This is a genomic window from Paenibacillus baimaensis (genome assembly GCF_025567575.1).
The window spans coordinates 1-15,673 of sequence record NZ_JAOQIO010000116.1 but is presented as its reverse complement, the minus strand read 5'-3'; the positions used below and the strand labels follow the sequence as shown (position 1 = coordinate 15,673).

8 protein-coding genes are annotated in these 15,673 nt (G+C 49.3%); 1 reads left to right on the top strand and 7 read right to left on the bottom strand.

What is annotated here, in order from left to right; translation table 11 throughout:
- Positions 1-16 precede the first annotated feature (16 nt).
- From OB236_RS34465 to OB236_RS34440, 6 genes are all read right to left on the bottom strand, one after another.
- Complete coding sequence (locus tag OB236_RS34465; RefSeq protein WP_262688105.1) at positions 17-3,637, bottom strand: S-layer homology domain-containing protein; 3,621 nt, start codon at positions 3,635-3,637, stop codon at positions 17-19.
- 23 nt (positions 3,638-3,660) lie between these two features.
- Positions 3,661-7,170, bottom strand: a complete 3,510-nt coding sequence (locus tag OB236_RS34460; protein ID WP_262688104.1) for a cupin domain-containing protein — start codon at positions 7,168-7,170, stop codon at positions 3,661-3,663.
- 327 nt (positions 7,171-7,497) lie between these two features.
- Positions 7,498-8,562: a glycoside hydrolase family 88 protein gene (locus tag OB236_RS34455; RefSeq protein WP_262688103.1), complete on the bottom strand. Its 1,065-nt coding sequence runs from the start codon at positions 8,560-8,562 to the stop codon at positions 7,498-7,500.
- A 70-nt stretch (positions 8,563-8,632) separates the two neighbouring features.
- On the bottom strand, positions 8,633-9,499 hold the full coding sequence (locus tag OB236_RS34450) for a carbohydrate ABC transporter permease (RefSeq protein WP_076231119.1): 867 nt from the start codon (positions 9,497-9,499) through the stop codon (positions 8,633-8,635).
- An 11-nt stretch (positions 9,500-9,510) separates the two neighbouring features.
- A complete protein-coding gene (locus OB236_RS34445; protein WP_262688102.1) occupies positions 9,511-10,473 on the bottom strand; it encodes an ABC transporter permease in 963 nt (320 codons plus the stop codon).
- A 148-nt stretch (positions 10,474-10,621) separates the two neighbouring features.
- Complete coding sequence (locus tag OB236_RS34440) at positions 10,622-12,178, bottom strand: extracellular solute-binding protein (protein ID WP_262688101.1); 1,557 nt, start codon at positions 12,176-12,178, stop codon at positions 10,622-10,624.
- A 273-nt stretch (positions 12,179-12,451) separates the two neighbouring features.
- Between OB236_RS34440 and OB236_RS34435 the strand changes: the two genes are divergently transcribed.
- A complete protein-coding gene (locus OB236_RS34435) occupies positions 12,452-14,731 on the top strand; it encodes a helix-turn-helix transcriptional regulator (protein WP_262688100.1) in 2,280 nt (759 codons plus the stop codon).
- A 103-nt stretch (positions 14,732-14,834) separates the two neighbouring features.
- Here OB236_RS34435 and OB236_RS39885 read toward each other — a convergent pair.
- Positions 14,835-15,673: DUF4183 domain-containing protein (locus OB236_RS39885; protein ID WP_317259411.1), on the bottom strand; the 839-nt coding region annotated here is incomplete at its 5' end.

Sequence of the window (15,673 nt, the reverse complement as noted above, 5' to 3'; positions counted from 1 at the left end):
TCTGTGTGGTTGGTTATTAACGTGATAGCAGATGCTGCAGGTTATATACAGCTTGTGCGGTTTCTGCGCGATTCGCCAGCTGATTGGGCTGGAACTGGTTATCTCCTCTTCCCTTCATTAAACCGATGGATGCCGCAGCCTGCACGGAGCCAAGAGCCCAGCCCGATGCGCTGTTAAGGTCCGATAAGGAAACATCAACTGTCGATGGCTTTGTTACTCCCGAGCCTTCGTAAGCTCTTACCAGCATTGCGGCCATTTCTTCTCGGCTTATCTGATCCTGAGGTGCAAAGCTCTTCTCCGTACGTCCTCCAATCAGCTTCGATTCGTATGCTGCTGTCACTGCCTCCGCATACCAATCTGCCGGAGACACATCCTGGAATGGCGCATGGCCTGAAGCCTTCAATCCAAGCGTACGAACCAACAGAGTCGTAAATTCAGCTCTGGTTGTGAAGGCTTGCGGCGCAAAGTTTATATCATTAATGCCATTAACGATATGTCTGGCAGAAAGCACCTGTATGGCATTCGCTGCCCAATGGCTGGACGGAACATCAGAGTAAGACTTGTTGTATTCAAGAACTGTGTACTTGCTGAAATGAGCCAGCTGTACGTTGATCTGCTTGGCAGCAGTATCGATATATCCGCCTATATATTCCCATTGACCCGTTTGTTCATTGAGATGGTACACACCGAGCAGCTGTTCATTAAGGTCAGAACCGCCTTCATAGGGTAACGAAACCTCAACAGGCTTATCGAACAAAGCTAACTTCTTAACCGTTCCATCCTTGGAGATAATTGATAAATCGAGCTGGAGCACTGGCGCTGCTGCTTTAATTAGAGCTTCCGTACTGCCCAGAGCTGTAGCAAGCAGGGCTTCCGTGTCCTTCTCTCCTGCCACACTCAGCTTGAAGGAAATCTGTGCGCCCTGTAACGTTTCCTTACTGAGCAATCCGGTTAACGACTGGATCACAATTGAAGGAAAACGGATAGTCGCTGCTCCTTTTTGGATTTCCAGCCAGCTTTCGCCCAGGAGTGACAAGGCATCAGCTGGTATTAGCAGCTCGTTGGCGCCACCGTTCATGCGGATCGTCAGCTTACCGTCCCTGATTGTCCCAAGATCACTGGCTTGAACAATTTGCTTGTCTTCGCTCTTGTCAGCCTCCTTGTTCATACTGGCATCGACTCCGGCTGCGGCTCCACCACCACTATTGCTCGCGGACTGGTTACCACCGCTTGTTTTAGCCGAAATACTGGCACCTTTCGACATATTGCCAGCGGCATCTCTGGCTTTTACGATGAGGATATATGTTGTATTCGGATGCAACCCGGTTACAGTGTAGCCGAGATTAGCATTTGCTGTCAGAGAAACCAGCTTGTCGTTTCCATTATAAACGTCATATCCTGTAACGCCGACGTTATCCGTCGCTGCTGTCCAACTCAAAGCTATACTGTTCGGCGTCCTTCCTGTCACGCTAACAGTCGGATCACTCGGAGCCGACGTGTCCGGCGGAATTATCGGGGCCTCATCAAATGTAACATTTATACCGGGCAACACAGCTTTTGTGATAGTATTCCCAGACGCAGAAGTCACGGCTACGTTGTTCACCTGTAAGCTGGTGTTCTGACTCGGGTTCAGCACTTTAAAGAATAGCGTAACATAGGGCTTGGTTCCACCTGTACCAGCTCCAGCTTGAGTAGCACCATACGAGAGGTGTCCACCTTGTAAGGCCAAACTTTGAAACCCTGTGAGTATACCGTTGTTCGAATAGATCGTATTGTGACTGTCCAGCATCTCAGGTGTACCGCTGAAAAGTCCCGATACCACTTGTTGCAGCTGCAGTATAGCAGGGTCAAAATCGATATCCGATTGTGCTGCATACACATTGTCGATCCCTTGTGCCCATAAATGAACCTGAATCGTGTCCTTTCCAACACTTGGTACGGTGAATTGCGATGAGGCTCCGGTTGAACGCACAGTCACGTTGGCTATAGCCCGGCTCTCTCCGTACACAGCGGTAATAACTGCAGTGCCCTCAGACCTTCCGGTGACTTGGCCAGTGATATCTACCTGGGCCACAGCAGAATTGGATGAGCTAAAGCTGGAAAAACTCGTAACCGGGCTCTCCACTCCATCTGCCGATAACTGCAGTACAGACGTCAAGTGTGTTGCATCCGGTTGCAGCTCATAAACATCCGAATCCAGTCTAATAGAGCTGACCGATACATGGGCTGCTTTAGATTGACCGCCATAGGTTGCGGTAATAACGGTATGTCCCGCACGAATACCTGCTACATTGCCTATACGATCGACCGAGGCTACGGAAGCATCCGAGCTCGTATAGGTGGCAAGCATCGTAGCGTCAGCAGTGGTTTGATTCGAATATACAGCTGTTACTACGGTCTGATGCACCGATCCTGCCTGCAGATCGTAAGCAGCTGAATCCAATAGAAGCTCAGTAAGAATCGGTGTGACAGTGACCGCTACCGAAGCGATTTTCCCGCCATATGTGGCCGATATGACTGTTGATCCTGCACTTTTTCCAGTCACCAGTCCACTCTGGCTAACTGAAGCAATCGACGGGTTACCGGATGTATAAGCGGTATTCGCAGTTACATTACGGGTACCGTTGGAATATACAGCTGTTACCACTGTAGCATGCTCCGAGCCTTGTGTTAGGCTATAAGCAGTTGAATCCAGCTGCAGGCTATTCAAAACAATACCGTCGGTAACCTGTACGGTTGTAGTCGTTGCCCTGCCTGCATAATGCGCAGTAATGGTGGTCGTACCCATGGATCCTGCCATAACGACTCCTGCCGCGTCCACTTGAGCCACCGATGGATTGGAAGAGTCATACCAGGAAGCCTTCGTCACATTGCCTTTGGTCGCATCGGGATAGATAGCCGTGACGGTTGATGCATGGGTGTGCCCTATAGCCAGCTGGTAATCATCTCCCATCGATATCGAAGCGGGCAGCTGTGCTACTTTTAAATCATCAAAATATATCGTTCCGGTCTGGTCGGTGCCCAAAGCGAACCGCAAGAGCGTAGATTCTGCAGCATTATTACGAAAAGCAAATTGGTCTGCCTTCAATTTTCCATCAATATACATATCGTATTTGTTGGTGCTGGTATCCAAAATAAGCTGTATCCGATACCAGGTGCCAGGCGTAAACGATTGAAGCTTCGTGTTCGTTGCACTATTATATGCCTTGATAAAACCTGCATCGAACAATACACTCACCAGGTTAGTCCCGCTCGTGCTGCCAAACACGTAGGGAGCTGACTTGCTTCCAGCGATCTCATCGCTTTTCACCCGATAATCAACAACAAATTGACCGTATTGTGCAAGGTTTTTACGATCCGTATTTACCGTACCGGAGGTATTCGTTTTCGTTATTTTGACGCTTTTATCGCTTGGATTACTCGGGTCTTCCACGACCATTATCGAGCCCGATGCCGCTGAAATGGTCCAGTTTGAGCCGGATAAAGCGGCCGTCGGATAATTATCAAAGCTCTCATCGACAGTAACAGAAGCCGCTGCTGCTACAGTTGAGACCAACCCGGACACACTAAGCAGCAGTAGTCCGACTGCCAGTATGGCCGCAGCTGCCCTGAAACATTGTATTATTTTGTTACCCATACAAAATCCCCTCCCTTTCCTTTCTAGTTATTGATATAAAGTCCCAGCAGGGACAGATCCGTAAGATCGATAATGCCGTTGCCATCCAGATCATGTTGGTAAGGAAAACTCGCCTTGTCTCCAGCAATCGTCCGTCCCCGCTCCTGCCATAAAGCTGCCAGATCGGAGGCAGTCGCCTTTACTCCATTCAGCCTTACGCTTCCAGCCTGCTTATCGACGAACAAATCACTGCTGCCGTTAAGTACGAATTTCATACCACTGTCTTCAATTGTGATGGACTGGAGTACATCGCTGCGCGTTGAATATGTCTGAACTGGTGTCACGGTTAAGCTGTCCGTATCACTATCCGGCGCATATTTGGCCACAAAATAAACCCACTCACCTGCTTTATAGTTAACAGGCGCTGCCGAGTCCGTCAGCTTGACCATGATCTTATCCGAATTGGCAAACTGAACAGTAACTCCATTATTGTCGGATACCCGGACATTTGTCGGGTCCCATAACGCCTTCGTGTACAGATCATCCATAACCTTACCATTCGTTGTGGTAAAGCCTGCGTTCAACTGATTGATGTCGGCAGTCGATAACCATGTTGGTTTTGCCGTACCTCCAGCTGGCGCATTGACCGCCTTAAGTATGGGCCAACCGCTGACTTTGGCCGTACCCATTCGCATCTCAGGAGCTGTCGCTTCTCCGGTATCCTTGGTCAGATCGAGCAGAGGTGTACCATCACTGCCATAAATTCCATTGATCCGTACCATTCGCGGATCTACACTGGCTGGAACATACGGATAATCAGGCACCGACATATAGGGAAGACCGATCAATTGATTCAACGATTTATAGCTCTGATCCGAGCTGAATTGAACGGCCAGCACATTGTAAAGTGATTTGCCATTCGTAATATAGTACTGCTTGGTGACGTTCGATTTGGCTGTAGTCACCCCTGTATCCTTGCGTACAAAGTAACCGGGTGTCGACATGTTCGCTGTAGTGGATTTGACATCGTCATATTGCCACTTATCATTCCCATCCTTGAAATACATGCCCATGATCCGATCAATCTTTGGACCCTTAGACGTCGTGGTACCGGAATCAACCAAATTCTCGATAAAATCAGTACCGGATACGGAAATATGAAGTGGCTGCCTGTTTTCATTTTTGTAATATGCGGAAACCTTTCCTTTACGAAAGGTGTAGTCCTCCAGCTTCTGCTGCTCGCTTGGCACCCACGGATACTGCTGGATCGTACGATGCAGAGCTGCAGGTCCGTGAACCGCAATATGCCCCAGATTTGCTGTTTCCCCATAAGAAGGAGTTACCGCACTTGGCCCTTTGATCAGAAATCGCCCCAAATCGGAATTCAAAGCTTGTGCCCAATAAGAGAGGCCCGAAAAATTTCCCATATTAAAGCTGGAGCCGCCGCCTTCATTATGACGTGAGCCTGCAAAAATCCAGCCATCCGCCGCAAGCCTTGAGTTAAAATATTCGGCCATCTCCATACCGTCGGCATGAATAATCGCTTTCAGATCCTTAAACGATGCATCCTGATCAGGCATCTCCCCTATAATCTCGGCAAGATCACTTAGAGAAACCCCCGCGTAGCTGACGTCGAAGCCTTTGACCTCGTAAAAAATAGATTTTCCATCCACTACCTCCCTGGCTTCATCGCGAAATGCCTTATCAGGCAGGTTCGTCCCGGGAATACCTTTGGTATAGTAATCATAAATTTCAGCTTTTAAAGCGGCATCGTCATAGAGCATAGCAACCTCAATTCCGCCCAGCAAAGCAACCAAAGCCTGATTTTGAGATTTTTGCGTACTGAATTGGACGACCCTCGTCAGCCACTTCCACATAGAGTAAGCCTGTGTCTTTCCTTCTGCAAGCTGAGCCGATGTAAACAGTTCCTGTCCATACTTCAGCGCGCTGGCCAGATTGTGCAGACCAAACGCCGTTGTCGGGTAATCCGCACCCGTTGTGCTGCCGCTTACATAGTAAGGCACATAAGCGGCACCGCTGTTCGCCGCACCAGTTAGCAGTTTGTCGGCATTCGCAGGATTATCGATGGTTTGCACACGGTTATGCATATAAAAGTCGAGCGTTTTTCTCGCCTGCTTTGCTAGCAGCGCATCTGTTTTTCCGGTAATTTCCCACATATAGGCGAACAGTCCAGCCGCACCAAACCCAGCCTCCGTGCTGCTGCTCTGCTGATCGATCCCGATAAATGAAGCATTGTCAAAAATAACCGTACCGACCGCATGGTCCAGCAGCAGCTCAAAGCTCATCGTATACACCGGGTATTCCGTATCAAAAACCCCGCTGATTTCACCCCAGTTGCCGTCAGTAGAACCACCGTAAAAAGTTCGATTGCCGATGACTTTGCCGGATTTATCCTTGTAGCTGATTTTGGCGGCAACTCCCCTGCCATCCGCTGCGATAAATCCTGGCAACGTCTTGTACTTGACTGAAAAAATTCGGTAATTGCCACCAAACTGCCGCGTGCCATTAGAGGAAGCCGTTGCATTCATGGTGAGCGAAGCCACCGTATCTGCTGAAGTGGAAACAATCTGCCCACCTTTTCCAGATACGCCATTAGCTAAAGTCTGGTTGATCGCCGCTTCGGGTCCACTTGCATTCAATTGCTTGTTTGCCGTCCATGCAGGTGTCGCGTCAAAATTCGCATTTGGAATCGCTGCCGCTCCTTTATTGCCCACCTGCACTCCTGCGGACCCTGCAGCCGTCGAAATCGAGCTGTCGATCCGCATGAGACGGATGCCGTCCAGATATGCAGTACCCATTGCCCCATCCAGTCCGGCTTCGATCACGATTAGGGTAGGCTGAGTCGAAGGAACCGTGACAAGACCACGCAGCTCCTTCCAGTCCTGTGTGCCTTGATTTACGGCAACCATAGTCGAATTACCGAGATCCGCTCCGCCAGCATCCTTGAAGGATACTTTTACATAGACGCCTTTCCCCGAACCACTTAGCTGCTCGGTCTTGACGTAAGCGCTCAGCAGCAGCAGACTGTCCTGCTTAACGACTGCGGTTGCAGGCGTTACATAATCTACAAGCACATCTAGTGGATTGGAGATCGTCTGTTTAAGTGAACCATCGCTTTCTGATAGCGCTTCCAATTTAAGCATGCGTGCGCCTTCATAGGATGCTTCCAGATCATGTATCCAGGTTAAATTTGATGTACCTGTATAGCTCCAACCATCAGGCGTACTGGATGTGCCCTGCTCAAAACCCATATTGGTTGTTATGTTGCCAGTAACCAGATTACCGGCGCTGATTGTCACCTTTTGCGGAAAATTATCGATTCTGCCGTCAGGCTGCTGGTTGCTTAACAGATTGGTTTTGAAAAACTGCAGCTGTTTTTCCGCGGTGGCGACGTCGGGATACACCCGGTCCACGCGGTCCAAAAATAAATTTGCGTCCGGTGTTATTGCTGATGATTCTGCCATTATTGGACTTGTCATAGTGGATACGGACACTAGCATGGCCAGCGCGGTTGCAATAATTTTTGTTTTCATTGGTTTATCCTCCTTTAATGTTATGACCCTCCCAAACCCTCCCTATAGGGAGGGCCCCAAAGGGCGCTGCCCTCTGGACTCCCTTGGCACGTGTGCAAGGCTTTTGTGTTCTCGGGGCGCTTATCGTCCCTGCGGGACACGCTTGGTATGGTGCTGCATCGTGGGGGGCAGGGTCTTTGTGTTCTCGGGGCGCTTGTCGTCCCTGCGGGACACGCTTGGTTTGGTGCTGTGCAGTGATTCAGAGATTGGTTTACAGTGAATGGGGCGCGTTGGATTCGTTCCTGCGGAACATCATGACTTTACCTTAATACAATAATGAGCTATAGCTTAATGCTTGCGCTTCAGTAACGCGCTGATTAGTAGAAGGGCTAAAGCTTGGCCGTATGGGGTTGGGGTTATTTTCACCTCGTTATAGGCCTCGATCGTTGGCATAACGGGGGTACCGCCGGAAACACCATGAACGGCGCCGTATACGTCTACGTGAATCATGACAGCTTCGGCTGCCTTGCGTACCGACTCTTGAAGCTGCGAACGCAGGATATCATCGGTGATAAGACCTGTACGTAAGGCTACCTCGAAGCCATACGCGATACCGGCTGTGGCTGAGGTTTCCAGATAAAAGTCTGGTCGATCCATGACGGTATGCCACATGCCATTAGCGGTCTGAAGCTTAAGTAAACCTTGTACCAAGGCGGTGTAGCGTTCCCCGATTTCCACCGGAATCGGGATCAGATGCTGGATCTCGGCGACAATTTCCGGCACACCGAACGTCACCCATGCATTCGCGCGTCCCCATCGTGCAGCTGACATGTGATTGCGATTATGGCCATCGAAGCCATGGAACAATACGCCTGTCGCTTCGTCCTGAAGCATCTGCAGATGAATGACAACCTGCTTAACGGCTTCGCGTGCCATCGCTTCATCTTTAGTTAGCGACGCCAGACGCGCCAAAAATAAAGCGCCAACAACAAGTGTATCCGCCCATAGCTGCTCCGGGAAATCGACACCCTCGGTTACCGTATGCTCAAAGCCGCCTTCCTTGGTGCGCGGCGCTTCGTTCATCAGCCATTCGCCGTGCTCACGTATGAGCGGCATCCACTCTGCTGCCGCTTCCGGCTGCTTGCGCAGCAGCTCGATCAGCGCTGCGAACGGTGCCGTCGAATTAATAACACGCTGTTGTGCCGCCTTATGTCGATTGTCCCTCATCCAACGCCACAAGTACTCATCTACCTCATCCGAGCCTATCGCTTCACCGTAGGCAACGGCAGCAATGAGACCGACGCCAGGCTTCCAGTCCCAATTGCCCATATTGCGCTGCCAATCGTTCTCCGGGGCCGTTACCATGTACGCATAAACCTGCTGCGCTTTGTCCAACAGCTTTTGGGTATCCATCCTTGTTTTCCTCCTCTCACCATTTAAGGCAAGCTCTTATATTCACGGTACATCATCAAACGTTTACCTATTAACCCTTTACCGAGCCAATCATCGCGCCTTTGGCAAAATATTTTTGCAGGAAAGGGTAAATCAGCAAAATCGGAACCGTTGCAATAATGATCATCGCCATTTTTACGGTAACGCCGATTTTCGGAACCTCTCCGGCCATTGCCGCATCAACGGCATCGCTGGTCATTTGCATCAATATTTGCCGCAATAACACCTGCATCGTCATTTTGCTAATATCACTGTTGTACATAACCGCTTGAAAAAACATATTCCACTTGGATACCGCATAAAACAGCGTCAACGTCGCGATAACTGGCAGCGAGATCGGAATGACGATACGCAGCAATACGCCGATATCATTACAACCGTCTATTTTGGCCGATTCCTCCAGCTCCGTTGGCAGAGATCGGAAAAAGCTGACCATAATCATCAAATTGAACACGCTCAGCGCACTTGGAATAATCAACGACCACAAGGAGTTCAACATCCCAAGCTCCTTGACCAGCAAATAGGACGGAATGATTCCCCCATTGAACAGCATCGTAAAAAAAGCAATAAACAGCATGACGCCCGTACCCTTGATCGTTCTTTTGGAGAGTGGATACGCAAGCGTCGTAGTGAGCAGCATGCTTACTGCCGTACCGACAATGGTAATGAAGACCGTATTTTGAAAGGTTTGAATGAATTGACGGTTTTGAAATACAGCGTTATAGGCTACTGTCGTCCACTGCTTGGGCCAAAATAACAGCTGTCCCTCGTAAACCAGATGCGGTGTGGAGAATGACATCACCAGCACGTTCCAGAATGGAAACACCATCATCAGCGCCATCAGTCCGAGCAGCGCATAGTTCACTAACTCAAACCCTATTTTTGTTTGTGATTTCATGTGCAATCTCCTTAAAACAAATAATTGTCGCTCGTTTTCTTAGCCAAATAATTCGATCCCAGTATGAGCACCAGACCCACAACCGATTTAAACAGTCCGACAGCGGCAGCAAAGCTGAAGTTACCCTGAAGCACACCCGCCTTGAACACGTACGTATCGAATACTTCGGCCACACTGTTGACCATCGGGTTACCCATAATGTACAGCTGGTCGAATGACAGGCTCATAATATGTCCAATCCGCAGCAGCAGCAGTACAACTACCGTACTCATCAGTGCCGGAATGGTGATCGATCTCATCTGCTGCCAGCGGTTGGCACCATCTACACGCGCTGCTTCGTACAGCTCAGGATTAATTCCGGCCAGCGCGGCGAGAAATATTATCGTACCCCAGCCCGCTTCCTTCCAGATGCTTTGCAGCGTAATCATTCCCCAGAACAGCTTGGTGTCCAGCAGCAGCTGCACTTTCGGAAATCCGAGGAAATGAACCAGTTGGGTAACGAGTCCCTCCGAGTTCATCAGTGTTATCGTGAGCGAGCAGATTACGACCCAGGATACAAAATGCGGTAAATAGACAATCGTTTGCACCGTCCGTTGAAACCAATGAGAACGCACCTCATTCAGCAGTAAAGCAAGCACGATCGGCGTAGGGAAAAACAGTACCAGATTGAGCAGGCTGATCACGAGTGTATTGCGCAGCACCAGCCAAAAATCCGGATGCTTAAACAATCTCGCAAAATGTGCAAACCCTACCCAATCGCTATGAAGGATACCTCCGAATGGGTTGTAGTCCTGAAAAGCCAATACAATCCCGTACATCGGGACGTAATCAAATAGTAAAATAAAGGCCATACCAGGCAGTGCCAGCAAATACATATAGCGATCCGACCATAATTTCTTCCTTAGCTTGCTGCCGGAACGGACTGCTGCTTGGGGACTCCTGCTGGTTGGAACCGATTCCGTTCTCATTGACATCATAATCACTCCCTGTAGAAAGCTCGGGTACGTCCCGATGATCCAGAACGTACCCGCTTGTCATCTTACTATGCATTCCATTCCTCGTTGTTACTACGACTGTGACTGCGACATTACGAATAAAGCAGCCACATTCACCATGTCTGAGCTATTTTCCGTCAGTCGCAGCAATTTCCTCAATCCACTTCGCACCCTCGAAACGGTCATACCACTGCTTCACGATACCATCCCATTCCGACACGTTGATGTTGCCCATAATGACTTTGACAATACTTGTGTTAATAAAAGCCTCTGCTTCCGCATTGTACTTCGCACCAGTCGGTGAGAATGCAAAATCGAGTGGCTTTGGAATTTTCAAAAATTTCTCCAGCATTTTATTGCCATCGGCGACAATTTTTTGCGCTTCCTCGGAATTTTTCTTGCTGACGAATACTTCCTCTGTCGGCTGCAGCGGCAACGTAGCAATGAATGTACCTGGCATATCGCGGGAAATCAGGTCGCTTTTCACTTCAGTTTTGCCGTCTTTCTTCACAGAGTGGATACCTTCTACCCCATATAAACTAAAGTTTTGTCCCTCAGGGCTGGCTCCAAAGTCAAACCATTCCATCAGCTTTTGCATTTTGGCCGGGTCTTGACCTGCCTTTTTGGATACGAACATACCGCCATAATTTACACGTCCTGTAGCTCCTTGCAGGCCTGTAGTACCTTTGACAGGTTCAAAAGGCAGCAGCTTTGCAGTAGGGTTCGCTTTTTTGAAATTATCCTCAAAATCATTAACACGAGACATATAATGGAAGAAAATTCCTGCCTGTCCTTTGCCGACTACCTTTGATTCAGCTGTTCGGCCATCGGTTACCGCGAAGTCGGGGTCGATCAGACCGTCCTTGAACGCTTTGTTCATCCATGTTAAATATTCCTTAAAAGCCGGTGTCGCAAAGTTCGGCACATATTTGCCATCCGGCTGCTTTACCCATTTATCCTGAATGCCAAAAGGCTTCTGCAAGCCGCCTATTCCAACAAAAGCATTGTTCGCATAGCCAAGCTGTATGCCATAGGTATCTTTTTTACCATTTTTATCAGGGTCGTTTAAGGTGAAGGCTTTAGCAACATTGTAGAGATCATCCAGTGTTTTGGGAGTCTGCAAGCCCAGATTATCGAGCCAGTCCTGACGAATCAACGGCGCATCACCTGAGGCTACAGGGTTGCGGACGTTGGTCACAGCCCAGATCTTATTTTGATATCTTGTGATATCCAGATCCTTTTGCTTTTTCAGGTTCGGGTATTTATCAATGTAATCATCTAGTGGTACGATTTCACCGGCTTTGATCATACCGACAATAAAATCGTCCATCGTCCGCCAAGCGAACGCATCCGGAATATCCCCTGAGGCAATTTGCACACGGATTTTTTCCTTGTAAATCTCATAAGCATTGACATTGAATTCGAATTGGACGCCCAATTTGTCTTGTAAATACTTCATCGCTTCATTGCTGTCGGCAGAGGTGCTTGGAATTGCATTACCGACGTCATACGCAAGCTTCAGCTTCACTGGACCGCTTGGCGCTTTGGCCGGTGTACTTCCATTAGCAGCTGGAGCGGGTGGATTGCTGCCGCAGGCTGCCGTTACCCCTACTAAAGCAGTCACGAGCATGGTGCTTGCCGTACGTTTCCAAATACGATTATTCATGTTAGTCCCTTTAGTCATCGTTGTTATTCCCCTTTTCGTTAACTATTCGATTGGCTGTGGATCTGGTGCTGCTTCGTTAACAATGTACAGCTGCATGGATTGTTCAAGCAATGATCATTAACATCAAATCAACCAAATTTCAGTAAATGACCATTAGAAAGCTATTGATATCGGGGTTTTCCTGCCAATTATTGGTGGGTATCTTTATGCTTAAATCCGCTTTTTACGCGAAATGACACTTTCCATGCTATAATTTTACGGTTATATTTTTAATAGAAAGGGGAGAACCCTATGCAGCTGCAACGCTCCAAGAAGGTTCAAACGCTGATCATCATGCTGCTTTTGGCCTCCCTCTGCATCACGGCTATGGGTTACACCGTGTACATTGTTGCCACTAACACGTTAACACAAGAGGTGCAGAGTGCCTACCACGTATCTTTGCAGCGCACGCAGGATCGGGTCGAAAGCTATTTCCGACAGATCGATCAATCCGTCCTTCAATTTGAAAAGCTTCCTGCTCTTGAATCGCTCATCACAACGGGGAAGGAAGAAAATAATCTTGAAATATTGACCCTTCTCGAAACGATGCTCCGCATCCAAACGTCGATTGACGACGTCGATAATATTGCGCTCTACCGTCTCAGCAACAAACGGCTGTACAGCACCAATCATCAGGTCACCGACTTTCAAAATGATTACGAGTCCGTGATCACCAAGTTTGAAGCGATGAACAAAGATACAGCCTTTTTCAATACAACCGTCAAGAAGGCACCCACCGCTATCTATATCCGCAAGCTGCCGATCTTTCAGGCGTCGAAGCCACTCTATATGATCCTTCATTTGAATCAGCAGTTTTTCGATCACATACTGGGGTCCACGGACGAAGTGAAAGGCAATTATTTTATACTCGATGAATCCGGTCAAATGCTGCAAAACCGTGGCACGCTAGACAGTGCAAGTCTGATGTTGAATGTGGTGCCGGAGATTACACACGGGCAGTCCTCCTCCAGAGAGCTGTTCGTCGCTCACCTGCCTCCCTCTTACAAAGGTTGGATCTTTGGCTTTGCGATCCCCAACGATGAGCTGTTCACCAAAATCAATCGGATTCGCAATGTCGTGTTTATTTTGGCGGGGATTTTACTAGCAATGGCGGCCCTTGTGACTATTCTTTCCACCAATCGGCTGTGGCGGGGCTGGAGTGATATTGTGACCTTGCTTGATGATGCCACAGTTCAATCGGACAAAGAAGAAGGGGCAAGCAAGCGTGCACCTCGGGATGATGAATTCCGATCGATTTACGATAAAATGCAGCACATTAAAGAGACACGGGATGAGCTCAAAGAGCAGGTTAAGGTGCTTACACCTGAAATCCGTGAGGCATTTATTCGTAACATGCTGCACAAAGGACTTCGTTCCCAAGAAGATCTCGACAAATGTGAAAGGTATCAAATTCCGCTGCTGGCGGGCGGTTACGGTTGCTTGTGCGTTGAGATCGATCAGTATAAAAGTATGACCGGCCTCTATTCAGAGGTGGATCTGTATTATTTTGGCTATGGGTTGTCCATGGTGATCCAAGAGGTTATTGACGGTAAGGGCAAAGGGGTCGTCAGCAGCTGTGGCGAGGGCAGATTTCTGGCTCTGATTTCCTTGCCGGACGATGGTCTCGGACAGGGTGCTGTGAAAGCTTCTGTGCAGGACGCCGCAAGTACGATACGCGATTTTATCGAGCAATACTTTCCGTTCACGGTTTCTATCGGAATCAGTCTGGTGCGCAAGGATTACGCTTATTTGAGCTTGTCGTCGCAAGAAGCAGAAGATGCCCTCAAGCATAAGCTTGTAACCGGCACGAACGAGGTCATCCCCATTGATGAGTTTCAACAAGAGGATAACGAGGGGCAAACCACCGCACTGCCTGTCTCCTTTCGCGAGCTGGAAAATGACGTCATCTACGCCATTCGTTCACTTGACCCGGCACTTGCTTACCGTTATACGGATCAATTGAGTACACTTCAAGGCTTGCGATCCCTTAACTATCAATGGCTGCAAAGCCAACTGACAGAAATGGTGTTCTCTATCTACAGGACGATAGGCAGCTCACTGCGCAAGCCCCCTGTCGAGCCGTTAATGGTTGAGCTAATGCAGCTCTCTACGCTTGAGGAATGGATCGGCTGGCTCAAGATCAACGTCATCGACCTGCTCTGCGCCGATCTGCAGCAGGAGCATATGGAGCATATGCATAAGGTGGCGAGCCAGCTCTCCATCTACATTCACGAGCATAATGAAGCCGATCTGCGACTGGAAGGCTGCTGCAAAGCACTGAATGTGCCTACCTCTATCGGTAAGCAAGCGTTAAAGGAGGTTCACGATACAACATTTTCGGATTACCTGCTGCACAGTCGCATTGTCAAAGCACAGAATTGGCTGCTGCACAGCGATATGAGCGTGGACGAGATGGCTTCGCGGCTTCAATACAGCAACGCGCAAAATTTTTCGCGTACATTTAAGAAAACCGTCGGCGTCCCTCCGGGGCAATATCGTAAAGAGGTAAGGGAGCAGTCTAACGGAATTTAGAATCCCGGTGATGAATGAAGAACTCATGATGGACACAAACAAAAGCAGCCCGTTCCCCAATGGAATACGAGCTGCTTTTGTTACGTTCATCGCTAACCCTATCTTACGAGACCTGGGCAATAAACTGCAGGGTCTCAAGTGTAATCGGTGTCCCTGCATATATCGTACTGCCATCCGCGAATAAGGTCAATGTATGGGGAGTTACGCTATATGCATTGCCTTCTTGCAGCATCCCGTTGATGAAAAGATTATTATAGCTATTGGTACCCAAGCCTGAAAAAGAGTTGATTAAATTCCCTGCATCATCCCTGAACAAATTAGCTGGAAGCACAGCAGGGTCCGTAAGTACTAAATCTGAGGTTACTATATAATAATAACGATTGGCTACAGGAATGATGGTTACGATCGGGAGAGGGCCAGTTGGACCCGTTTCACCCGTTGCCCCTGTTGGACCTGCCGATCCAGTTGCTCCTGTCTCTCCCGTCGGACCCATTGCTCCGGCTGATCCCGTCACACCCGTCGAACCGGTCGCACCAGTTGCTCCCGTCGAACCCGTCGCTCCGGCTGATCCCGCCTCTCCCGGCAGTCCCGTTGCTCCTGTCGATCCCGTAGATCCCGTAGATCCCGTAGATCCCGTCGCACCCGTCACACCTGCCGTTCCGGTTGCTCCTGTCTCTCCCGTCGGACCTGTTGCTCCGGTTAATCCCGTCTCTCCCGGCAGTCCCGTTGCTCCTGTCACACCCGCCGTTCCGGTTGCTCCTGTTTCTCCTGTCGGACCCGTTGCTCCGGCTAATCCCGTCTCTCCCGGCAGTCCCGTTGCGCCTGTCTCTCCCGTTGGACCCACCGCTCCGGTCGGTCCTATCTCTCCGTACTCACCCGTCGCTCCGGTCGGCCCTGTCTCTCCGTACTCACCCGTCGCTCCGGTCGGCCCTGTCTCTCCGT

What these genes read in the sequence shown, in the direction of transcription:
- OB236_RS34465 (WP_262688105.1), bottom strand. Translation starts at nt 3,637, where the DNA reads ATGGGTAACAAAATAATACAATGTTTCAGGGCAGCTGCGGCCATACTG.
- OB236_RS34460 (WP_262688104.1), bottom strand. Translation starts at nt 7,170, where the DNA reads ATGAAAACAAAAATTATTGCAACCGCGCTGGCCATGCTAGTGTCCGTA.
- OB236_RS34455 (WP_262688103.1), bottom strand. Translation starts at nt 8,562, where the DNA reads ATGGATACCCAAAAGCTGTTGGACAAAGCGCAGCAGGTTTATGCGTAC.
- OB236_RS34450 (WP_076231119.1), bottom strand. Translation starts at nt 9,499, where the DNA reads ATGAAATCACAAACAAAAATAGGGTTTGAGTTAGTGAACTATGCGCTG.
- OB236_RS34445 (WP_262688102.1), bottom strand. Translation starts at nt 10,473, where the DNA reads ATGTCAATGAGAACGGAATCGGTTCCAACCAGCAGGAGTCCCCAAGCA.
- OB236_RS34440 (WP_262688101.1), bottom strand. Translation starts at nt 12,178, where the DNA reads ATGACTAAAGGGACTAACATGAATAATCGTATTTGGAAACGTACGGCA.
- OB236_RS34435 (WP_262688100.1), top strand. Translation starts at nt 12,452, where the DNA reads ATGCAGCTGCAACGCTCCAAGAAGGTTCAAACGCTGATCATCATGCTG.